This window comes from Methanoculleus sp., assembly GCF_036677455.1.
Classification (GTDB): Archaea; Halobacteriota; Methanomicrobia; order Methanomicrobiales; family Methanoculleaceae; genus Methanoculleus.
The window spans coordinates 1-19,496 of sequence record NZ_JAVBWL010000043.1 but is presented as its reverse complement, the minus strand read 5'-3'; the positions used below and the strand labels follow the sequence as shown (position 1 = coordinate 19,496).

Genomic DNA, 19,496 nt, shown 5'->3' with positions numbered 1-19,496 from the left:
CATGGATGAGACAAGAAGATTGATCCGTGCCCGCACCCGGCACAACAAGCCTGCCTTCAAGAGGCGGGGACTTCACCGCAAATCGAAACTGGCCGATGTCTGGCGGCGTCCGCGCGGCCTGCACAACAAACAGAGGCGGCAGTTCAGCGCAAAAGGCGCTCTTCCCCGGCCGGGATACGGGAGCCCCGTTGCAATCCGTGGCATGCACCCGAGCGGCTATGAGGAGGTCCGGGTCTTTACACCGGCAGAGCTTGCGGGACTGAACCCGGAGGTACAGGCTGTCCGGATCGGCGGGTCCGTAGGGAACAGAAAGCGTGGAGAGATTCAGGCACGGGCACTGGAACTGGGGCTGAAGGTGCTGAATGCAAAGGATCTTACCCCCGCGGCCGTGACTGCGGAAAGCGAGGAAGAGGTGAACGAAGATGAGTGATCTTGCCAGCCAGAGGCGAATGGCAGCCGCCATTCTCAAGTGCGGTGCCAACCGTGTCTGGTTCGATCCTGAGCGCCAGGCTGACATCGAGGCGGCCATCTCCCGAAACGACCTGCGCGAGCTCATCGGAGAAGGGGTCATCAAGGCGCACCCCGTCAAGGGGAACAGCCGGGGCAGGGCACGGGCGCGGATGGCAAAGCGTTCCTACGGTCACCGGAAAGGACCCGGGCGGAGGAGAGGCGCTGCAGGTGCTCGCGGATCGACCAAAAGGGCTTGGATACGCAAGATCCGGGCGCAGCGTCGCACGTTACGCGAGATGCGTGACGAAGGAACAATCGAGCGGAGTCTCTACCGCGTGATGTATCGGCGGGCTTCCGGGGGTCAGTTCCGGAGCGTGTCGCACCTTGCGGCTCATGTTGAGACGATGGCAGGGAGGATGAAATAATGGCAACCGGCCCAAGATACTTCGTGCCCTTCCGGAGAAGGCACGAGGGCAAGACTGATTACTACAAGCGGATGTCGCTCCTCTCGTCAGGAAGCCCGAGGATGGTCGTCCGAAAGACGAACCGTCAGATCATCGTGCAGCTGGTCGTCCCCGAGATTGAGGGAGACCGCACCCTGGTGGCCGCATATTCGGCTGAGCTTACCGATTATGGCTACGAGGGATCGACCTCCAGCACCCCGGCAGCCTACCTGACCGGGATGCTGTTTGCGGTCAAGGCATTGAACGCGGGGTATGAAGAGGGGATCCTGGATATCGGGCTCGCCCGGGCGAAACCCGGCGCGCGCGTCTTTGCTGCTCTCAAAGGGGCAGTGGACGGCGGTCTTGACGTACCCTATGGCGAATCGATCCTCCCCGATGAGGAGCGGCTCAAAGGTGCCCATATCGCCGGGTATGCCCCTGAGAAGGCGGGCAACCTGGTGGCAAATGTAGAGGCTGTGGCTCAGGCCATCAAGAAGGAGCTGGTGTGACATGGCATACGTACAGGAAGAATGGATTCCGCTCACCGGTCTCGGGCGCATGGTTGCCGCAGGCGAGATCACCAGTATCGATGAGGTGCTCGCAAGCGGCAGGCCGATCAAGGAGCCCCAGATCGTCGATCTCCTCCTGCCCGACCTGGAGGACGAGGTGCTGGACATCAACATGGTTCAGCGGATGACGGACTCGGGTCGCCGTGTAAAGTTCCGCACCGTCGTGGTAGTCGGCAACAGGAACGGCTACGTTGGGTTCGGCCAGGGCAAGGATGTTCAGGTCGGCAACGCGATCCAGAAAGCGATCGCAAACGCAAAACAGAATCTCGTCAAGGTTTCCCGGGGGTGCGGGAGCTGGGAGTGCGGTTGTGACACCGCCCACTCGATCCCCATCGAGGTTACCGGCAAGGCAGGCAGCGTCCGGGTGACGCTGAAGCCTGCCCCGCAGGGCATCGGCCTCGTGACCGGGGATATCCCGAAGAAGGTCCTGACGCTTGCAGGCATCAAGGATGTCTGGGCGTTCAACCGGGGGCAGACCCGGACGACCATCAACTACGCCAAGGCGACGTTTGAGGCACTCAAGCAGACGAACATCGTCCGGATCGGAGGGAAAGAGTGATGTACGCGGTAGTGCAGGTGCGCGGCGTGGTCAACACCAACCGCGAGATCAAGGACACCTTAAAGATGCTCCGTCTGCATCATGTCAACCACTGCGTCCTCGTGCCCGATACGCCCGCATACCTCGGCATGATTCGCAAGGTCAAGGACTTCGTGGCGTACGGTGAGGTGACCGGAGAGACTCTGGCCATCCTCCTGCGCACCCGGGGCAGACTGACCGGGGACGTGCGACTGAACGACGAATACGTCCGTGCGCATACCCCGTATGCCGATATCGACGAGTTCGCAACGGCGCTCTGCAACGGTGAGGCCAGTTTCCGTGATCTGGCTGAGATAAAGCCGGTGCTCAGACTGCACCCTCCACGAAAGGGCTATAAAACAATCAAGCGAACCTTTCAGCAGGGTGGGGCTCTTGGCTACTATGGGCCCGAGATCAACGATCTCCTCTACAAGATGAGGTGAGAGAGATGCCCGTAAACAAGAGAACTAAATATCGGGGTTCACGGACCTGTGGCGGCGGTACGCATAAGAACCGGCGTGGCGCCGGCAACAGGGGTGGACGGGGTAGAGCCGGGCAGCGTGACCACCGCTTCTCCCACTTCTACCTGAAGGGTGAGATATCCAACGGTAAGCACGGGTTCGTCAACAAGACCTCTGTGCCGGTATCTGCTCTTGATATCGGCGAGATCGACCAGATGGCCGAGGCACTCCTCCGTGAGGGGCTTGCCACCCAGGAGGGTGATCTCATCACCCTCGATGCCACTGAGATCGGTATCGAGAAAGTACTCGGTGGCGGAAGAGTCACCCACAAGATGAGTATCTCCGCCCGGGAGTTTTCAGAACGAGCCCGGGCAAAGATTGAGGAGATGGGCGGTCAGGCTACGACTGCCTGATCTTCTTTTTAGGTGAAACCATGGGAGATCTGCTGGATAGATTTGAACCCATCCTTGCAGCGATGCCTGCAGTCCGAAGTCCGGAGGGGCACGTCCACTTCAAGAATAAACTGACGTGGACGGTTGCGATTCTGCTTCTCTACTTCGCATTGACTAATATCGATATCTTTGGACTCTCTGCACAGTCACAGGATATCTTCGGAATGTACCGCGCCCTGCTTGCCGGTGCAAGCGGTTCGCTTCTGCACCTCGGTATCGGGCCGATCGTCACCGCGTCGATCGTGCTGCAGCTGCTCAAGGGCGCCGGAATCCTGCAGATCGACACCAGCGAAGCACGTGGTCAGGTCATGTACATGGGCCTGCAGAAGATGCTCATCTTCGTGATGATCATCGTCGAAGCCCTCCCCATGGTCGCGAGCGGGCTGATGCTGCCCGACCCATCAGTGGCAACGCAGTTCTTCGGCGGGAATCTGTTCGCGGTCTCGCTCCTGATCTTCCTGCAGCTCTGCCTCGGCGGCCTGCTGGTGGTGCTGATGGACGAGGTCGTCACCAAGTGGGGTGTCGGCTCAGGCGTGGGGCTCTTCATCGTTGCAGGAGTATCCCAGGGTCTCGTGAACGGCTTCCTGAACTGGCAGACTGGCACCGACCCCTTCCCGATAGGATTCTTCCCGCGACTCTTCGCCGTGGCGACGTCGGGGGCGGACTTCCTCCAGTACTTCGGCACGGACCTGCTTGCCCTCGTCACGACGATTGCCATCTTCATGGTCATCGTCTATGTGGAATCGACCCGTATCGAGATCCCGCTTGCGCATACCGCTGTTCGCGGTGCTCGTGCGCGTTTCCCGGTGAAGATCATCTATGCGAGCGTTCTGCCGATGATCCTGGTCCGGGTGCTGCAGGCGAACATCCAGATGATCGGAATGTTCCTCTCCAACGCCGGGATAACCATCTTCGGCGAGTTCCAGGGACAGATGCCGATAAACGGCCTGATGTGGTTCATTGCCCCGATCAACCAGCCACAGGACTGGATGTGGTGGCTCTCCGACCTCGGGCACGCTCCCTGGGAGATCATGATCCGGATGGGCATCGATATCGGCGTGATGGTGATCGGAGGTGCGATCTTCGCGCTCTTCTGGGTCAAGACCGCAGGGCTCGATTCAAAGGACGTGGCGCGGCAGATCCAGAGAAGCGGGATGCAGATCCCCGGGTACCGCCGGAATGCGCAGGTGCTTGAGAAATACCTCGACCGGTACATCCCGCGGATCACCATCATCGGCGGTGTGTTTATCGGGCTCCTCTCGGTCGTCGCGAACCTCTTCGGTGTCGTCGGTGCGGTCGGAGGGACTGGATTGCTGCTTGCGGTGAGTATCACCTACCGCCTCTATGAGGAGGTCGCAAGCCAGCAGATCATGGAGATGTACCCGTTCATGCGGGGATTCTTTGGAAAAGAATGAGTCCGTAGGCCCCGCTGGGCGGGGCCGGAGGAGTCATTCTGGGAGAAAAAGGTGCATCAGCACCTTTTTCGACCGGGAATGAGTCCGGAAAAGGAATTCTTTTCCGGGTAGAACCGGGAATGCGTCCGGAAGAGGATCCCCCTCCCGGGGGTATGAGCCAGCCCAGATGGCCTGCCCTTCTCCTGACCAAACCACCCGGGGCTCATAAACCTCATATCAGTCCCACAACTTATTTTTCTCATCTGGTTGCCCGCGGGGGCCCGGGATGATTCCGAAAGAAATTACTCTTCCGGGCGCGGATTTATTTTACAAGGAACTATAACTTACATGGAGTGATAGAGTTGGGGAAGAAAGTCGTTGTAACGGGAGTTCCCGGTGTCGGGAAGACCACCGTCATCAATGGTGCGATGGAGAGGCTGGCTGCCGAAGGCGTTTCCTACACGGCCGTCAACTTCGGCACGTTCATGTTTGATGTGGCCAAAAAGGAGAACCTGGTCTCGAACCGCGATGAGATGCGCAAGCTCGGAAAGGATATCCAGAAGCGGTTGCAACAGGCGGCTGCCTCAGGGATCGCCACCATGAGCACTGATGCGAACATCATCATCGATACCCACAGCAGCGTCAAGACCCCGACGGGGTTCCTTGCGGGGCTGCCCGAATGGGTGCTCCGCGAACTGATGCCTGATATGGTCGTGCTGGTGGAGACCGACCCGGACCAGATCCTGATGCGCCGGCTTGGCGACGCCTCAAGGGTCCGCGACATGGAGGGGGCCCGGGATATCGCCGAGCACCAGGAGTTCAACCGTGCGGTCAGCGCGGCGTACGCGATGTACACCGGCTGCACCATCAAGATCGTCAAGAACGAAAACTTCCTGCTCGAGAAAGGTGTCGAAGACCTGGTGAGCGTACTGAGGTAACCCGGCATGGTGGACCTGAAGAAGCACGGCCCGACGATTGCCCTTGTCTTTACGATGCTTGTGATGCTCTCATACAGCGTCGAGTGGATACGGGTGACGGTCGGTCAGGCGATGGATGTAGTGCTGGGCCCCCTGATCGATACGTTTGGCGTACCGTTTTTCGTCATTATTCTGATCCTCTCGAGCATCACGGGTCTCTATTCATCGCTCGTCCAGAAGTACACCATCGACTACGAGAAGATGCAGGAGACGCAGGCGAAGATGAAGGTCTTCCAGAAGGAGTTCCGGGAAGCCCAGCTCTCCGGGGACGAAAAGAGGGTCAAGAAACTCCAGGGAAAGCAGGAGCGGATGATGCAGGACCAGCTGGATCTCTCACGGCAGCAATTCACTCCGATGGCGATCATCCTCGTGCTCTCCGTCCCGATCTTCTTCTGGCTCCTCTTACGGCTCCCGCCGATCGGTACGCCGACCAGCATTGCGAGCGGCATCGTGCTCCCCTACATTGGGGCCGTTGGTCTCTCGGATATTGCGTTCTGGATCGTGCCAGCCTGGATCCTCTGGTACATGCTCTGTTCGCTGACCGTCAGCCAGGTGATCCGGAAATCTCTCAATATCGGAGGGCTCTGATGCGGATCACCATCAGCGGCCCGCCGGGGAGCGGTACGACGTCACTCGCCCGGTATCTCGCCGGGGAGCACGGGCTTGACCTCATCTCTGCAGGAGAGGTCTTCCGCCAGCTCGCCCGGGAGCACGGCATGGACCTTGCCGAGTTCGGCAGGTTTGCAGAGAACGACCCCTCGGTCGACCGGATGATTGATGCCCGGCAAAAAGAGATCGGTGAGGGTGCCGAGGACATCATCGTCGAGGGTAGACTCTCGGGCCGCATGATCGAGAACGCTGATCTCCGGATCTGGCTCTCTGCACCGCTCTCCTGCCGGGCAAGGCGGATCGCCGGCCGTGACGGGATGGACGAGGAGGGGGCCCGGGTCTACACCGAGAACCGACAGCGTTCGGAGGCCACCCGCTACCGGAACTACTACGGTATCGAGATCGACGATCTCTCGCCGTATGACATCGTCCTCTCGTCCGATACCTTCGGCGTGGACACCCTCGGGGCGATTGTGGATACTGCAATTGCATGTCTCGCCCGGCAGAAACAGGCCGGGCCCCTCTAGGGTTTCTCCGCTCTCTCCGCTTTTATCTTTTTGATGCGTCGAAGCCGGACCAGATCCTGCCGCTCCATCTCGTCGCGCTGGTCTTCGATAAACCGGCGCAGTTCGGTAAGCTCCGGGATGACCTTGAGTTCCAGCGCATTCACACGCCGCCGGGTCCGTTCGATGTCGTCGAGCAGCCTTTTGACTCCCCCTTCCAGTTCGGCACTCACGATGATCGCTTCAAGGAGGTCCTCGTAGGCATCGGCGGCATCATCGATGACCGATGAGGTCCCGAGGATACCATAACCCCGCTGGTCGAGCGTCTTCTTCACCATCACCGGCTCGAGGACTGGGAGGGAGACCCCGAAGACGTTCTTCTGCCCGGCTGCATAGGTCGGGGTGGTCTCCACCGAGAGCGCTGCAAGGAGCACTCCCGTCGCCCCCTCCATCATGGTGGCGACCGCCACCGTTTCCCGGGCCCCGGTGTATTTCTCCTCAAGTTCCCTGCGTTTCAGGGCGGTCCGGTCGGTGAGTTTGACCAGTTCCAGCATCATCCCATCGAGTTTCATCGCAAGGAGCCGGTGTATCCGCTCAGCAAGTGCCAGCCGCCGCCTGACGAGCAGGAGGCCGGCCCGGGTGGGTTTGATCTCATCGACCGGCATGGTGCTTCCTCATAGAACGATATATTGCCATATCCGCTCAGTCGGCAGACCGAACGCCTTCCCTCGTGCGATTGCCCGCAGGTTCGCGACCTCGTATTTCTTTCGCTCCAGGTATGCAAGCACCGGCAGGACCGAGAACGGATGGCGTTGCGAGAGCGATTCCAGCCGGTGAAGCCTGATGCGGGTGATCGCCATCTCGACCTCATGGATGGGCCGCTGGCGCTGGTGCCACCGCTGCCAGACCAGTTCCGCGGCGTCGAAACTTGAGAACTCCGGATCCCGGCGGAGATCGCGTATCGCCTGGGCCAGGACCGGGGCGATATCGGTCTCCAGGAAGACGCTGACGAACTCTCCCTCCGTCTCGATGCCGTAGAGTCGCTCGAAGCGACTGACAGGTATCCTGCCGCCCGGGATCATGGTCTGGTCGATGGTCGCAAGGTCGCACGCCTCTATTCCGCAGTGGAGCCGGAGGAGGTTCTTCATGTTGGTGATATCGATCTCAAACCGGAGATACGCGTTCAACTCCTGGCACCCGCTGCACCCGGATCTGCCGGGATTGAGCAGCCCGGCGTAGTAGTGCCTGTAGAGTTCATTCTCGATCCGGGCGAAGACGCCCTTCTCTCCGCAGACCCGGTAGGATTCTGCAAGGACCGGATAGAGCCGCCAGTCCTGGAGAGCTTCGATTGCCTCGCCGCAGGTCGTGAAAGAGAGGAGACGGTCGAGGAGTGCGCTGTCGATCTCGCCCGCCGGGATAAGAAGGTCGCGGACCTGTTGCCGGGGTATGTTGTGAACCGTGCCCCGCAGGATCGCCATGATGTTTGCTATGTCCCATCGGGTGAGGTATTCCCGGGTCAGGGTTTGCAGGTCCCCCGGAGCTATCGCCCTGGCGTTCCGGAACGACCGCGCCAGGCTGCGGTTTACCGCCTCTTCGATGAGATGGGCGCCAGCGAAGTCGTGTATGAGATCCGTGATCTCCTGTGCGTACTCCTCGCGCCGGCCGAGGAGGGTGATGATCTCCGGTATGCTCATCCGCATCAGCCGCAGGTAGTCTTCACGGGGAAGGAGGGTAGTCCTCCGGACCCGGAACCGGGTGCAGGCATAGATGAACGACGGAGAGGTCACGCCGGGCAGGGGCATGCACCCCCATTACCTGCCTGTCTTATAAACGCGCACCCTGTTGTCGAATACGAAGGAGCGGCTGGATACCCGGGAATAGAGCACTGCACACAGTCGATGACTATGGCGATGCCGGGGTCTCGACCGTACCGGCAACCGCCCGGGGTGACCGGGCGAGATCCTGACCTCATCGGGAAACCGGGATGGAAGGGCATGGCGGAGGGTTATACTACAGGCATGACAATCTTCGTCAACAGTTCGCTCTCCGGGTATTCGGGCCCGTTATAGTAATATTCGTAAACAGTGTCGACAGGTTTAAGCCCGTTCTCCTCTATCCAGTTCGCCATCTCGTCATATGTCGACGCCATATCCCTGTATGCACCACGATACATGCAGGAGACGATAGTGCCTTCCGGAATGGAGCCCGGGCGGACATCTCCTCTCTCCGGCAACGCCTTCGATACAGGGAACCCTATCTCGACGTCAAGATGTTGCATGTCCATGTTATGGTAAGCCACATACGGAACATCCGACAGAAGCTCTCCCTGTTCTCTCAGATAGTCAGCCATTCTGCAGTAACTTTCACCGATCAGCACGGGCAGGTTCTCGATAGCCGTCGTGGTGCGGATCGATATGGTGGGTTGTTCCCTTCTATGGAAAACATCAATGTTCGATACTCTTGGCATCTTACTCCTCCAGCACAGCACGCGATATCGTTGACTATCTCCTGCTTTGCCTTTAGGTGATCTGAGATCTCTCCCCTTGTTTGATGATTCCTTCTCCTGCCTCAAATACTTTCTGCCGGGGTTGCGTCGCGCCTCCCGCAAACGGCGCTCTTTTCATGGCCTCCCATCGGACGCCCGGTTATGGTCAACCGAGACCGATCAGGCCCCCTCCGTTCGATGGGCAAGATTCATCTCCGGTGCCGCTAACCCGGCCCTGATAGCCATGCCATACTCGGTCATTACGGGGGGTGTTTTTGCCGGTCACAACGACCCCGGCCACCCGGAATCTCAGGCACGTCTCGAGGCCGCCCTCACCGGGGTGCCGGCCGGCGTCCGCCGTGTAGCACCGGAACAGGCGACATCCGATGACCTCGCACGGGTGCATACGCACCGGTATATTGAGTCCGTCCGCTCGCTCTGCAGGGAGTGTCCACCGGGCCGGGTCCGGTACCTTGACCCGGACACCTATGTCACCTCGCGCTCCTTCAACGCGGCCCTCTACGCAGCCGGGGCCGCCATCCTGACGGTGGAGCGGACGCTTGAGGGCGAGCACTCTTTTGCCCTTGTCCGCCCGCCGGGCCACCATGCCATGCCGGACCGGGCGATGGGGTTCTGCCTCTTCAATAACGTCGCCGTCGCGGCGGTGAAAGCGCTTGAATCGGTCGACCGGGTGGCGATCCTCGACTGGGACGTGCATCATGGTAACGGAACGCAGGCAGTATTTTACGCCTCGAATCGGGTGCTCTACTGCTCGGTCCATCAGGCGGGGATCTTTCCCCTGACCGGGTGGCCGGATGAGCGGGGTGTCGGCCCCGGTATCGGGTATACCATCAACGCGCCTCTTGAAGCGGGCTCGACCGGGGCCGACTACGCGCTGGTCTTCCGTGAGGTCTTCATCCCGGCGTTCCGGTGGTTCAGACCGGACCTTGTGATCGTCTCGGCGGGCCAGGATGCGCTCTTTGATGACCCGCTCGGCTCCATGCTCCTTCGCCCGGGCGACTTCGGGGTTCTTACCGGGATGCTCGTGGACTCGGGCGGCCCGGCTCTCGCCCTCGTGCTCGAGGGGGGCTACGGGCGGTCGCATGCGGAGGCTGTCCGGGCGATCTGTGCGGCCCTTGGTGGGGCGCGCTTCGTGCCCGGGGGTGGCGAGCCGAAGGAGAGCACTTGGCTTCTCGTTGAGGCACATGCCGGTCCGGGGCAGGCAGTTTTCGTCTGACGAGATCAGGTTCACCATTTTTCGGGGGAGATCATGCTTACACGATCATCCTCGTCACCCCCGGTATACCTCCGGTGACGGTGACCACCGCGCCGGTTGCTGTGATGATACCCACGTGACCGGGGACTGCGACGGCTCCCCCGCCCGCACCGACGGCAGAGGTGCCCATCATCGCGGCACTCACTGCAATCGGTGTTGCTTTCGCTCTAACGTGTCTGATGCGGTGGCAATGGTTCCTGTGACGAGTAGGTATATATGCAACAATGTACTATATTGTACTGTGATGCCTATGGAATCCAACCTCCCCTCCCGGGGGCGTCCCCGGCCCTTTTCTCAGCCACGTTGGCGTCTCGGCTGACAAGCCCGGTCTCAAACCCGCATCGTCCGTCGGATACCACACCGTGAAAGATAAGATATCATGAAATCAAGAGATATTGCAATCGTCGGCATACTCCTTGCCGTAGGGGCCATCATCAGGTACATGTCCCTCCTGATCCCCGGCCCCATCGTATCGAACCTCGTGATCGCCTTCTACAGCCTTGCCATCATCCTCATCGTTCCCACGTTCCGGGAGGCGATCGGGATCGGCGTCGTGGCAGGTATCATCTGCGCTCTCCTCAGCCACTCGATCTTCCCGCCCGCGAACCTGATCAGCGAACCCATCGGGGCGGTCGTCTGTCTCGGGGTCTACCTGGTCTTGAGGGACCGGTTCGTTCTCGCCCCGGGCGTGACGACGCTTCTTGCCACCTTCGCGAGCGGGTTCTCCTTCATCCTCATCGCGCTCCTTGCGGTGGCCCCGACGGTCCTCGGCAGGTTCGGTACCCTTGAGGCGTTCCTCGCGGTGACCGTCCCGATCGTCCTCATAACAGGAGCGGTCAACGCCGTCGTTGGGCAGGTGCTTGTGGTGCCGGCATCGCGCGCACTGATGCGGGGCACCGGGCAGGCAGTCCCATCCCCGGGCACGAGGCAGGTAGATGAGTCCTGAGACCGGTCGGAAGACCGCCCTCTCTCTTCGCGGCGTCTCCTACACCTACCCCGGGTCCGGGTCGCCAGCGCTCGACGGGATCGACCTCGAGATCGGGAGGGGGGAGATCGTCTTCGTCACCGGCCCTACCGGGGCGGGGAAGACGACCCTCTGCCTTGCGGCGTCCGGCATCCTCCATCACGAGTACGGCGGGACACTCGAGGGTTCGATCACTATCCTCGACAGAAGCGTCCGGGACTACCGGAGCATGGGCGGGATCGGGAGACACGTCGGGGTGGTCTTCGACGACGCCGACGCCCAGCTCATCTTCTCTACCGTCGAGGAGGAGGTCGCCTCGGGACTTGAGAACCTCGGGATCCCCCGCGCGGAGATGCAACAGAGGCTCCATGACGTGATGGAAGCGACCGGGATCGCCGACCTTGCCGACCGGGCCCCGCACACCCTCTCCGGGGGGCAGAAGCAACGGGTCGCCATCGCGGCAACCCTCGTCCTGGGGACAGAGATCCTGGTCCTGGACGAACCGACCGCCGAACTGGATGCAGAGGCGACCGGTGCAGTATCCATGCTCCTCCGGCGGCTCGCGGAGAAGGGCACGGCCGTGCTCATCGTCGAGCAGAAACTCAACGAACTTGCTGCCATCGCGGACAGGATGGTCCTCATCGAAGGCGGCACGATCATGAGGGTTGGGTCTCCCGCGGAGATGATGCAGGATTCCGTCCTGCGCCACCCGGGGCCCGGCAACGCCCGACCCCCCGTCCCGGCGGCAGCCTCCGCGTGCGGGGCGGCCCCAATCGTATCTGTCCGGGACCTCGTTCACCGTTACGATGGGGTTACGGCAATCGGGGGGCTCGACCTCCAGGTCGCTCCCGGTGAGATTGTGGCCGTGGTCGGGGAGAATGGGTCCGGGAAAACGACGCTCGTCAAACACTTCAACGGGTTGCTCCGTCCTACCCGGGGGAGCGTCATTGTCGACGGGCTCGATGCCGGAAGCGTCTCGATAGCGGAACTCGCCCGCCACGTGGGTCTTGTCTTCCAGAACCCGGACACCATGCTCTTTGCAGAGACCGTGGAGGAGGAGGTGGCCTTCGGCCTCAAAAACATCGACCCCGGGAGCACGGGAGAGCCAATTGACGCAGCCCTCCGCGAGGTCGGCCTTCTCCACCGGAAGGCGGCCTACCCACGGTCGCTCTCCCGCGGCGAGCGGCAGCGCCTGGCGATCGCCTGCGTCATCGCCATGAGGCCGAGGGTGATCGTCCTCGACGAGCCCACGACCGGGCTCGATGCCCGGGAGGCGGCGCGGGTCATGGAGACCCTCGGCCGCCTGCGGCAGGACGGCCACACAATCGTCATGGTGACGCATGACATGCTTCTCGGAGAGGAGTATGCCGACCGCATCGTCAGGATGGAGCAGGGGCGGATCGTCGGCGACAGGAGAATGTATGAGGAGGAACCATGCCCGAAATTATGCAGTATATCACCCGGGAGAGCGCCTTTCACCGCCTCCACCCGTTCACCAAACTGATCTTTGTGATCGTCGTCGTTCTCCTTGCGGTGCTGACGAGCGATATCGTGATGCTCGCGGTCCTTGTCGGGGCGGTCGTAGCTGCGGCGGTGGCGGGGGGGCTTGTCCGCGACCTCCTCCGCCAGGTGCCCCTGCTTCTCTCGCTCGCGGTAAGCCTGCTTGCCCTCACCGTCCTCACCATCCAGAACGGAGAGATCCTCGGCTACCTTGTCCCCCAATCGGTCCCGGTCATTGGAGGGGCCTTCCCCGTCACGGTTGGGGCGATCGACCTTGCCGTCGCGATGACGCTCCGGTTCGCGGCGATGCTCTTCGCCTTCCAGCTCTTCGTCATATCGACCCAGCCGCGCGACCTCGTTCATCTTCTGGACCGCCTCAGGATGCCCGTCGACTACACGCTCATGCTCCTGATTGCGCTCCGGTTCATCCCGAGCCTGCAACTTGAAGGAAAGCGGATCCACGAGGCGCAGCTCGCCCGGGCCTACAACCCGGGGAGAGGCCTCTCCGGGAAAGTCCGGGGCCTCTTTCCCATCATCATCCCCCTGGTCTCGAACTCCCTCGGAAAAGCCACGGTCCTCGGGCTGACCATCGATCTCCGGGGCTACCGCTCCGGCCTGCGGACGCCGATGCGTGACCTCGTCCCGGGCAGGGTCGACGTCGCCGGGATCTGCTGCATGGGGCTTCTCGTCGCAGGGTATTTGGCCATGTTGGTCATATAATTTGATATGCGCGACGGTCCATCCCCCCCTTCCTCCATCCTCCCGCCGACGGCGTTCGAGTTCTACATCGGCGGGAGCGTCGGGCCGTCCCTCTACGTCAGGCTGGTGGACGGCCGGAACGGCCGGCTCCTCTACGAACGTGCGAGTGCCGGCGGCTACTCCGGGGTGGTGATGGAGGTGTCGCCGACACCCGGGGAGTGGGCGCGGTTTATGGAGACCGTTGACCGGCTTGGCGTCCAGGAGTGGGAGCCGGAGTATGTCTCCGCCTACTCCTGCTCTGATGTCACCTACTGGCACCTGCGAATGGAAACGGACGGCTACAGTGTCGTCGTGCGGGGCGCGAACGGTTATCCAGGATCTGCCGGCCCGGAGGTCTCACGGGAGTTCCGAGAGTTCCGCGCGGCAGTGGAACGGCTGATCGGGCAGGATTTTCGTTGCTGAGGTCATGGGAGCACCTTGAGAGGACCTGTGGCGGCATGCCCGCGTAACCCGGGTGAGCAAACCTCATACCCCTGGATAACCAAGATATCTGGCATATGGGCAACCTGAACATTGCTGTGCTGGGACCCGGCGGTTACGCAAAAGACCTCGGGAAGAAGGGCACAGAGTCCGATATCACGTTCTATAACCTGAAGAAGGGCGAGGATACCGTCACCATCATCGAGCCGACACGGTATCCCGAGCGGCTGGCCCCGCTCTTCTACGCTGCATCGATGGCGGATGCGGCACTCATCGTGGTGAGCGCCATCACCCCGACGCTCGGGGAGTGGGTGCTGATGCTTGACGAGGTAGGGGTAAAGCAGGGCTATATTATCCTCCAGAACTACCTGACCCCCGATGGGGTCGCGCCGCTCCTCCGGGGGACGGTGCTCGAGCACTACGAGTTCGTGGAAGAGGACCCGATCGCGCTCCGCGACCGCCTGCTCCGGGAGGCGCATGCCCGCCCCTCCGTCCAGCCGGAGGCCGGTGCGGTGGGCACGATCCCAATCGACCACCACTTCAATGTCCGCGGCATCGGGACGGTCATCCTCGGCGGCGTGGTGCGGGGCGGCATCAGGAAGCACGACGCCCTGAAGGTCTACCCCGGGGAGCAGGTGAGCACGGTGCGGTCCATCCAAAAACACGACGACGACTTTGACTGGGCTGCCAGAGGCGACCGCGTAGGGCTCGCGCTCAAGAACATCGAGTCCGACGACCTCGACCGGGGCTTTGTCCTCTCAAACGACCCCGCGCTCCGGACCGGGACGGACCTTGAGGCACGGGCGACCCTGGTCAAGTACTGGCCGACGCCGCTCACGGCGGGGACGGTGCTCCACATCGGCCACTGGATGCAGTTCATCCCGGCACGGGTGGAAGCGGTGCGGGACGACGGCGACTGGCGGCAACCGACGCTGACGCTTGCGCTCGAAAAAGACCTCGTCTACCTCCCCGGCGATAGAGCGGTGCTCCACTACCTTGAGGGCGGGAAACTCCGGATTGCCGGGCATATTGAACTCGCGTGAAACCATAGAAAACCCTTGCCCCTTATTTTGCAATTCCTCCTGTAATTTCGCTGTTTGCGAAATGCATATCATCTGCGTTGTTAGCGGCCTCTTGCAAGCACGGGGAGACTCTGGAGAAGAACCGTGCACGGCTTCCCACCGGGCTCGCACCTGGCGGTGCTCGAACTCTGTTCCTATCGGAACATCGTTTATCGCCACGCACTGCCCCCGCCCCAAGGGGTTGGGAACGACTGCTGGAACAGCAGGAGTTTGAGCACCGGAGGTGCGAGTGAGGAGGCCGAAGGCCGGGCGGGGTGGGGGCAACAATTAGAGGCTTACATGATGGAGACAGGGGAGGGGCGCGCCCCCTCGAAGACCTTCGGTCTTCTCCTGCTCACTTCGTTCGCACCTCGCACCTATCGGTGCTCAAGCTCGCTGCGCTCGCACTCCCCGTAAGCCCCACCCCAGTGGCGATAGCCACCACGGTCCACTGTATGGGGAGACTCTGGAAATAAGCAGGTTCCCGGGACACGGCTTTCCATCAGGTATCACCATGACTGCCCCACCCCTCGCGTGCGGGTGAGGTGGGGGCTACACGTCTCTTTATGGGATCAGGCCCTGGGGCGGAGATACTCCACTTTCATCCCCGCCCCGAAGATCCTCTGGCTCTCCGCTCCTCTGATGATCCTCTTTGCAAGTGCAGCATCGGTTGCGACAAAACCCGAGAGATCGGAGACGCCGTAATCGAAGAAGACCGAAGAAAGGGGAGTCCCAGGACCTACGATCGTCACGCCCTTTGCGTTCTCCGAGAGTTCGAGGAGCCGCGGCATGGTCTTATCGCTGACGGCGGCGCAGGTCAGGAAGACATAATCGGACTCGGGCAGCAGGTACTCACAGGCAGAATACGGATAATCTCCTTCTTCCGGGTCCCACTCAATGATGCTCATGTCAGAGACAGGAGCAATCAACTTCTCGAGGAACGGGAAATGGCCGACGACACAGACTTTTTTTCCCTTCACAAGATTCTGGGATTTGATGAATGGATCTTTCAGTCGTTCTTCGACCCGTTTCTTCTCTGCAACCTCGATCCCTGCACTTCTCGCGGTATCCGGATGATTGTACCACGCGTTGATCGCCGCGTTGCCGATCGACGCTTCCCACAGATTCCAGGACTTCACGCACCCGGCTATCTCTTTCAACGATTTCCCGATCCTGTTCTCGGTCATCATCGGGGCGCGCTGGATATAATAGCGGTATCCGGCGATACCGATGCCGCCGTTTGCCTCAACATACGTCAGTTCTCCGCCGAGAGCCATGTCTTCAACGACAATGTCGTCGGGGATCCCTTCGATCAACGCATCGTATAATTCCCACATACTATCTCTCCTGAAATTCCGGAATGCTCTCTTCTGTAACGATCTCTCCTCTCCGGAGCTGGTTGCGGATAGTGAGGAGGGCAGAATCGATCGCCTCGATCTTATGCAGTGTCTGCTCCTCTTCCGCGGTCGTATCAATCACTTTTGTCACGCCTCCGTTTCTGATGACGATCCTTTTGTCGGCACGGAGGGCAAGAAGCGGGTCATGCGTCGACATGAGGACAATCTTTTCGTTGCCGACAAGGATCTCGATCGCCTCCCGCCGGTCGATTCCGGCATTCTCCAGTTCGTCGATGAGGATGATCGGGGATGAACTCAACAGAGCGGTATCGGCGATCATCAGCGACCGCGACTGCCCCCCCGAGAGCTGGGTTACTTTTGTATCCAGGGTGAATTTCTCGCCTGCTAACGAATTGGCAACCGCAAAACACTTCTCCACAACTGCGGCAGAGTCCGGGATCATCCGGCTTTTTGCATGCATCTCGAGAAACTCCTGCACTGTTAAGTCCATGACGAAGTTCATGTTCTGCGAGAGCTGGGCTACCAGTTTTCCCCCGGTGGAAAATCTCTTATCGAGATCCGGGACCGAACCGTTGATGAGGATCTGCCGTGCAGTCGGCGTGTCGCGCTGGGCCAGGCATTCGATATCCTCAAGCAGCCTGCTCTTTCCCGAGCCGGTGGGACCGACAATGCTCACGACCTCGCCGGGTGTCACCGTCAGTTCGAGCATCTCGGGTCTTCCCGCCTTGTCCCGTCCGCCGAGGATCGTGATGGAGGCTATCGTCTCAATAGACTCATCCGTTCGGGAGAATGCCTCCAAAAATGCACTGAAATGGAATATGACCTCCTCGCGGTCAAGCCCGAACTCCTCAAGCATATCCTCATCGACGTCCTCCAGGATCTCGGGGAGCGTCTTTGTCTCATCAACCCCGACCAACCGTATGTTGGCGAGGTAATCGACCGCAAGAGGATAACGACGGAGGATATCACCGATGGGTACCGAAGAGACTTCTGCAACATAGTCAAGGGCTTTCATACATCGTCAAACTCCATCCTCTTGACCATTCCCATCTGATACATCTCTCCGATAAGGGTCTCGCCGGTACAGTAGGAACAGATGGCGGCAGGCATGGTGAATCTGAGTTTGCGGTCACGAAGTGTCTGGATATCCAGGGTTTCCTGCCAGTGGCGGGCAAGCATAAACGCTCCCTGGCCGGTGATCCCGTTTACGAAAAGAACTGTTGCCGATGCATTCACCTCGCGGATGTTGAAGGCGAAGACCTCGCGCTCTGCCTGGGAGACAACATCCCCTTTCGTGACAACGACGATATCGGCATACTTCAGCATCGGACCGATCTTTCTCGGCGTGTTGACACCGGAGAGATTGTCGATGACACAGACCGATAAAATGCCGTTCACGTAGGGCGAGCACCGGTTGCAGAGCCCTGCGCTCTCCGTGACGAGAACCGACAATCCCTTCTTGATGCCCCATTCAACCGCCCCTTCGACATTGCTGACGAAATGGTGGTCAGGACAGATCTTTCCGGCAAAAGCCGTCTGATTGGGGATCTGCTGTTCATCGTAACGCTGGTGGTCAAAGGAGGTGAGCGAGTCAAACTTCACAACACCCACGCTCCCTGTGGGCAGTCCAAGGGCTGCAATGGTTTTGAGAATCACAGAGGTCTTCCCCGAAGATGGAGGACCTGCAACGGTAATCAGCTTCATAAGCGCCTGGTGCTCTGGTATAGGGTTCACGAATGTATAGTTTTTACTAAAATCAATTTTTTAAGGCAAATCAGTTTACCTGGCACGCTGACCTTCCTCTCGGTGGGGATGAATGCTGTCCAGAGGAATACAATGAAAAAAAGGGTTTAAATGAGTTTGAAGAACGGGTGGGAGTCGACCTGGGGCTCGATGCCGAGGTCGCGCACCGCTTCCAGCACAACGATATCTGTGTAGGCCTGTGCGGTGATCATCGCCTCGACGTTCTCGATCGGGCCGTACATGATCAGGTCGGCGCCAAGCGTGCTTGCAATCATGTTGCAGCCGATATCGGGTGCAGACCAGGCTGCCTGGCGCATACCGTCCGTCCCGCCAAGGTAGTGGCGGGTGAGCTGCTCGACGAGGGCGTCCTTGCCTTCGAGGCCTGCCAGCTGCTGCGAGGGAACCTTCTTCGATCCCTTCCAGCGCTTGAGCCAGGTCCAGGAGACGGTCATGTTGTGGTACGCGCCGCCGGTGGGGAGGCCGTGGATCGCCTTGCAGGCGAGGATCTCACGGTACGAGCCACCGGAGCCGAGGCCGAGCGGGGTCGCTGCGGTATCGAGGATCGGGCGGGTGATGCCGCACTTCTCTGCGATCTCAAGCATGCCCATCTCCTGTCCGGCGACGCCGCCCTCGACCAGGACCTTCTCACGGCCGGAGACCGAGGGGTCGCCGGGGTTGAAGGCGAGGACGATGGCTGCGTTCACATCGCTCTTGGCGAGCGCCTCGATGTTCTCGGGCAGGATCGAACCGTTGATCGAGTTGTAGATCGCACGGTCCGCAACACCGGCCTGGGTGACGTAATCGCATGCATGGGCGAGTGCCGTGGGTGCCGAAGAGTCCATCAGGAACGCGGTCTTGTCATCGATGCCGCAGAACCAGTCGATGTAGCTGTCGAAAGCCTCGCCGTATTCCGCGATCATCTGGATGAAGTGCGGAATGCCGGTGAGGTCCGAGAGTTCCTGGCAGCGGTTCCAGAGCGCCTCTGCCTTCAGCTTGTCGATCTTTCCGGTGTGGTCATCCAGTACAACCTCGTGTTTGTTGTAGAAGATGGATGCACCGAGCACGGTCGGGTATTCTCCAGGCTGCCCGCCGATCTTGGTACCGTTGAAGTCGTGTACCGTCTGCTCTTTTTCGAACTTGAACATATTCGTCAATCCTCCTTACAGGTACCCAACCAATTTGGGCAGTAATACCAACAACATCATGAATACAATCAAACCTGCGACCAGTCCGTACAGGATGCCGATATCGCGTCCGATCTTCCTTCCGACGCGCTGGGCAATCTCTGCATCGACGAACTCGATCCTCTCCTCGATGGCGTTGAGCCGCTCTTCGATCTCAAGGAACTGCGGGTTCGCGCCTGCGGCGGCAACTTCCGCGCCGGCTCCGCCTGCTTCCTTGACCTCGACGATCATGGGTTCTGCGGGGAACGCACCGGGGTCTTTGGCCTTGAGTTCGTTGATCTTGGCCTTGATGGTGCCCATATCCTCGCTTT

The 19,496-nt window shown here is 60.4% G+C and carries 25 protein-coding genes; 16 read left to right on the top strand and 9 right to left on the bottom strand.

Annotated elements, in window-relative coordinates; translation table 11 throughout:
* The first annotated feature begins 1 nt into the window (after window position 1).
* The 10 genes from V6K60_RS09675 (at window position 2) to cmk (ending at window position 6,459) form a co-directional block, all read left to right on the top strand.
* Complete coding sequence (locus V6K60_RS09675) at window positions 2–430, top strand: 50S ribosomal protein L32e (protein WP_332450316.1); 429 nt, start codon at window positions 2–4, stop codon at window positions 428–430.
* On the top strand, window positions 423–875 hold the full coding sequence (locus V6K60_RS09670; protein WP_332450315.1) for a 50S ribosomal protein L19e: 453 nt from the start codon (window positions 423–425) through the stop codon (window positions 873–875). The genes V6K60_RS09675 and V6K60_RS09670 overlap by 8 nt, the downstream gene beginning before the upstream one ends.
* The gene (locus tag V6K60_RS09665; RefSeq protein WP_332450314.1) at window positions 875–1,402 is read left to right on the top strand and encodes a 50S ribosomal protein L18; all 528 of its coding nucleotides are present in this window, start codon (window positions 875–877) and stop codon (window positions 1,400–1,402) included. The genes V6K60_RS09670 and V6K60_RS09665 overlap by 1 nt, the downstream gene beginning before the upstream one ends.
* A gap of 1 nt (window position 1,403) precedes the next feature.
* The gene (locus tag V6K60_RS09660; protein WP_332450313.1) at window positions 1,404–2,021 is read left to right on the top strand and encodes a 30S ribosomal protein S5; all 618 of its coding nucleotides are present in this window, start codon (window positions 1,404–1,406) and stop codon (window positions 2,019–2,021) included.
* Entirely contained in the window at window positions 2,021–2,482 is a 462-nt protein-coding gene (locus V6K60_RS09655) for a 50S ribosomal protein L30 (RefSeq protein ID WP_332450312.1), read from the top strand. The genes V6K60_RS09660 and V6K60_RS09655 overlap by 1 nt, the downstream gene beginning before the upstream one ends.
* A gap of 5 nt (window positions 2,483–2,487) precedes the next feature.
* Window positions 2,488–2,913 (top strand): uL15m family ribosomal protein, encoded by a 426-nt coding sequence (locus V6K60_RS09650; protein WP_332450311.1) that lies wholly within the window; start codon window positions 2,488–2,490, stop codon window positions 2,911–2,913.
* A gap of 20 nt (window positions 2,914–2,933) precedes the next feature.
* Complete coding sequence (secY, locus tag V6K60_RS09645) at window positions 2,934–4,367, top strand: preprotein translocase subunit SecY (RefSeq protein WP_332450310.1); 1,434 nt, start codon at window positions 2,934–2,936, stop codon at window positions 4,365–4,367.
* Window positions 4,368–4,708: 341 nt separating this feature from the next.
* Window positions 4,709–5,284 carry an adenylate kinase gene (locus V6K60_RS09640; RefSeq protein ID WP_332450456.1) on the top strand — a complete coding sequence of 192 codons (576 nt, stop codon included), beginning with the start codon at window positions 4,709–4,711 and terminating at the stop codon, window positions 5,282–5,284.
* A gap of 6 nt (window positions 5,285–5,290) precedes the next feature.
* Window positions 5,291–5,911: a DUF106 domain-containing protein gene (locus tag V6K60_RS09635; RefSeq protein ID WP_332450309.1), complete on the top strand. Its 621-nt coding sequence runs from the start codon at window positions 5,291–5,293 to the stop codon at window positions 5,909–5,911.
* Window positions 5,911–6,459: a (d)CMP kinase gene (gene cmk / locus V6K60_RS09630; RefSeq protein WP_332450308.1), complete on the top strand. Its 549-nt coding sequence runs from the start codon at window positions 5,911–5,913 to the stop codon at window positions 6,457–6,459. The genes V6K60_RS09635 and cmk overlap by 1 nt, the downstream gene beginning before the upstream one ends.
* Here cmk and V6K60_RS09625 read toward each other — a convergent pair.
* From V6K60_RS09625 to V6K60_RS09615, 3 genes are all read right to left on the bottom strand, one after another.
* Window positions 6,456–7,100, bottom strand: coding sequence for a V-type ATP synthase subunit D (locus V6K60_RS09625; protein WP_332450307.1), 645 nt, complete (start codon window positions 7,098–7,100; stop codon window positions 6,456–6,458). The two genes, cmk and V6K60_RS09625, sit on opposite strands and share 4 nt — an antisense overlap.
* A 9-nt stretch (window positions 7,101–7,109) precedes the next feature.
* Window positions 7,110–8,237, bottom strand: a complete 1,128-nt coding sequence (locus V6K60_RS09620) for a V-type ATP synthase subunit C (protein WP_332450306.1) — start codon at window positions 8,235–8,237, stop codon at window positions 7,110–7,112.
* 203 nt (window positions 8,238–8,440) lie between these two features.
* Window positions 8,441–8,902 (bottom strand): GyrI-like domain-containing protein, encoded by a 462-nt coding sequence (locus V6K60_RS09615; protein ID WP_332450305.1) that lies wholly within the window; start codon window positions 8,900–8,902, stop codon window positions 8,441–8,443.
* 262 nt (window positions 8,903–9,164) lie between these two features.
* Between V6K60_RS09615 and V6K60_RS09610 the strand changes: the two genes are divergently transcribed.
* Window positions 9,165–10,157, top strand: coding sequence for a histone deacetylase family protein (locus tag V6K60_RS09610; protein WP_332450304.1), 993 nt, complete (start codon window positions 9,165–9,167; stop codon window positions 10,155–10,157).
* 37 nt (window positions 10,158–10,194) lie between these two features.
* Here the strand turns inward: V6K60_RS09610 and V6K60_RS09605 are convergent, their stop codons facing one another.
* The gene (locus tag V6K60_RS09605) at window positions 10,195–10,329 is read right to left on the bottom strand and encodes a hypothetical protein (RefSeq protein ID WP_332450303.1); all 135 of its coding nucleotides are present in this window, start codon (window positions 10,327–10,329) and stop codon (window positions 10,195–10,197) included.
* Window positions 10,330–10,575: 246 nt separating this feature from the next.
* Here V6K60_RS09605 and V6K60_RS09600 point away from each other — a divergent pair, with 246 nt between their 5' ends.
* The 5 genes from V6K60_RS09600 (at window position 10,576) to V6K60_RS09580 (ending at window position 14,882) form a co-directional block, all read left to right on the top strand.
* A complete protein-coding gene (locus V6K60_RS09600; protein ID WP_332450302.1) occupies window positions 10,576–11,142 on the top strand; it encodes a hypothetical protein in 567 nt (188 codons plus the stop codon).
* Window positions 11,132–12,664: an ABC transporter ATP-binding protein gene (locus tag V6K60_RS09595; protein WP_332450301.1), complete on the top strand. Its 1,533-nt coding sequence runs from the start codon at window positions 11,132–11,134 to the stop codon at window positions 12,662–12,664. The genes V6K60_RS09600 and V6K60_RS09595 overlap by 11 nt, the downstream gene beginning before the upstream one ends.
* Complete coding sequence (locus V6K60_RS09590) at window positions 12,607–13,380, top strand: energy-coupling factor transporter transmembrane component T family protein (protein ID WP_332450300.1); 774 nt, start codon at window positions 12,607–12,609, stop codon at window positions 13,378–13,380. The genes V6K60_RS09595 and V6K60_RS09590 overlap by 58 nt, the downstream gene beginning before the upstream one ends.
* A 6-nt stretch (window positions 13,381–13,386) precedes the next feature.
* Window positions 13,387–13,821, top strand: a complete 435-nt coding sequence (locus V6K60_RS09585; protein ID WP_332450299.1) for a hypothetical protein — start codon at window positions 13,387–13,389, stop codon at window positions 13,819–13,821.
* Window positions 13,822–13,916: 95 nt separating this feature from the next.
* On the top strand, window positions 13,917–14,882 hold the full coding sequence (locus V6K60_RS09580; RefSeq protein ID WP_332450298.1) for an EF-Tu/IF-2/RF-3 family GTPase: 966 nt from the start codon (window positions 13,917–13,919) through the stop codon (window positions 14,880–14,882).
* A 590-nt stretch (window positions 14,883–15,472) separates the two neighbouring features.
* Here the strand turns inward: V6K60_RS09580 and V6K60_RS09575 are convergent.
* The 5 genes from V6K60_RS09575 to mtrG form a co-directional block, all read right to left on the bottom strand.
* Complete coding sequence (locus V6K60_RS09575; protein ID WP_332450297.1) at window positions 15,473–16,237, bottom strand: DUF364 domain-containing protein; 765 nt, start codon at window positions 16,235–16,237, stop codon at window positions 15,473–15,475.
* 1 nt (window position 16,238) lies between these two features.
* Complete coding sequence (locus V6K60_RS09570; protein WP_332450296.1) at window positions 16,239–17,273, bottom strand: ABC transporter ATP-binding protein; 1,035 nt, start codon at window positions 17,271–17,273, stop codon at window positions 16,239–16,241.
* Window positions 17,270–17,962 (bottom strand): GTP-binding protein, encoded by a 693-nt coding sequence (locus V6K60_RS09565; protein WP_332450295.1) that lies wholly within the window; start codon window positions 17,960–17,962, stop codon window positions 17,270–17,272. The genes V6K60_RS09570 and V6K60_RS09565 overlap by 4 nt, the downstream gene beginning before the upstream one ends.
* 146 nt (window positions 17,963–18,108) lie before the next feature.
* Window positions 18,109–19,146, bottom strand: coding sequence for a tetrahydromethanopterin S-methyltransferase subunit H (gene mtrH / locus V6K60_RS09560; RefSeq protein ID WP_332450294.1), 1,038 nt, complete (start codon window positions 19,144–19,146; stop codon window positions 18,109–18,111).
* A gap of 15 nt (window positions 19,147–19,161) precedes the next feature.
* Window positions 19,162–19,496: tetrahydromethanopterin S-methyltransferase subunit MtrG (gene mtrG, locus V6K60_RS09555; RefSeq protein WP_332450293.1), on the bottom strand; the 335-nt coding region annotated here is incomplete at its 5' end.

Excerpts from the sequence above, each read along its gene's own strand:
- V6K60_RS09615 (WP_332450305.1), bottom strand. The coding sequence starts at position 8,902 with ATGCCAAGAGTATCGAACATTGATGTTTTCCATAGAAGGGAACAACCC.
- V6K60_RS09595 (WP_332450301.1), top strand. The coding sequence starts at position 11,132 with ATGAGTCCTGAGACCGGTCGGAAGACCGCCCTCTCTCTTCGCGGCGTC.
- V6K60_RS09635 (WP_332450309.1), top strand. The coding sequence starts at position 5,291 with ATGGTGGACCTGAAGAAGCACGGCCCGACGATTGCCCTTGTCTTTACG.
- V6K60_RS09660 (WP_332450313.1), top strand. The coding sequence starts at position 1,404 with ATGGCATACGTACAGGAAGAATGGATTCCGCTCACCGGTCTCGGGCGC.
- V6K60_RS09620 (WP_332450306.1), bottom strand. The coding sequence starts at position 8,237 with ATGCCCCTGCCCGGCGTGACCTCTCCGTCGTTCATCTATGCCTGCACC.
- V6K60_RS09625 (WP_332450307.1), bottom strand. The coding sequence starts at position 7,100 with ATGCCGGTCGATGAGATCAAACCCACCCGGGCCGGCCTCCTGCTCGTC.
- V6K60_RS09605 (WP_332450303.1), bottom strand. The coding sequence starts at position 10,329 with ATGATGGGCACCTCTGCCGTCGGTGCGGGCGGGGGAGCCGTCGCAGTC.
- V6K60_RS09570 (WP_332450296.1), bottom strand. The coding sequence starts at position 17,273 with ATGAAAGCCCTTGACTATGTTGCAGAAGTCTCTTCGGTACCCATCGGT.
- V6K60_RS09585 (WP_332450299.1), top strand. The coding sequence starts at position 13,387 with ATGCGCGACGGTCCATCCCCCCCTTCCTCCATCCTCCCGCCGACGGCG.
- V6K60_RS09670 (WP_332450315.1), top strand. The coding sequence starts at position 423 with ATGAGTGATCTTGCCAGCCAGAGGCGAATGGCAGCCGCCATTCTCAAG.
- V6K60_RS09580 (WP_332450298.1), top strand. The coding sequence starts at position 13,917 with ATGGGCAACCTGAACATTGCTGTGCTGGGACCCGGCGGTTACGCAAAA.
- V6K60_RS09655 (WP_332450312.1), top strand. The coding sequence starts at position 2,021 with ATGTACGCGGTAGTGCAGGTGCGCGGCGTGGTCAACACCAACCGCGAG.
- V6K60_RS09565 (WP_332450295.1), bottom strand. The coding sequence starts at position 17,962 with ATGAAGCTGATTACCGTTGCAGGTCCTCCATCTTCGGGGAAGACCTCT.
- mtrH (WP_332450294.1), bottom strand. The coding sequence starts at position 19,146 with ATGTTCAAGTTCGAAAAAGAGCAGACGGTACACGACTTCAACGGTACC.
- V6K60_RS09575 (WP_332450297.1), bottom strand. The coding sequence starts at position 16,237 with ATGTGGGAATTATACGATGCGTTGATCGAAGGGATCCCCGACGACATT.
- V6K60_RS09600 (WP_332450302.1), top strand. The coding sequence starts at position 10,576 with ATGAAATCAAGAGATATTGCAATCGTCGGCATACTCCTTGCCGTAGGG.
- cmk (WP_332450308.1), top strand. The coding sequence starts at position 5,911 with ATGCGGATCACCATCAGCGGCCCGCCGGGGAGCGGTACGACGTCACTC.
- V6K60_RS09610 (WP_332450304.1), top strand. The coding sequence starts at position 9,165 with ATGCCATACTCGGTCATTACGGGGGGTGTTTTTGCCGGTCACAACGAC.
- V6K60_RS09665 (WP_332450314.1), top strand. The coding sequence starts at position 875 with ATGGCAACCGGCCCAAGATACTTCGTGCCCTTCCGGAGAAGGCACGAG.
- V6K60_RS09650 (WP_332450311.1), top strand. The coding sequence starts at position 2,488 with ATGCCCGTAAACAAGAGAACTAAATATCGGGGTTCACGGACCTGTGGC.
- V6K60_RS09675 (WP_332450316.1), top strand. The coding sequence starts at position 2 with ATGGATGAGACAAGAAGATTGATCCGTGCCCGCACCCGGCACAACAAG.
- secY (WP_332450310.1), top strand. The coding sequence starts at position 2,934 with ATGGGAGATCTGCTGGATAGATTTGAACCCATCCTTGCAGCGATGCCT.
- V6K60_RS09590 (WP_332450300.1), top strand. The coding sequence starts at position 12,607 with ATGCAGTATATCACCCGGGAGAGCGCCTTTCACCGCCTCCACCCGTTC.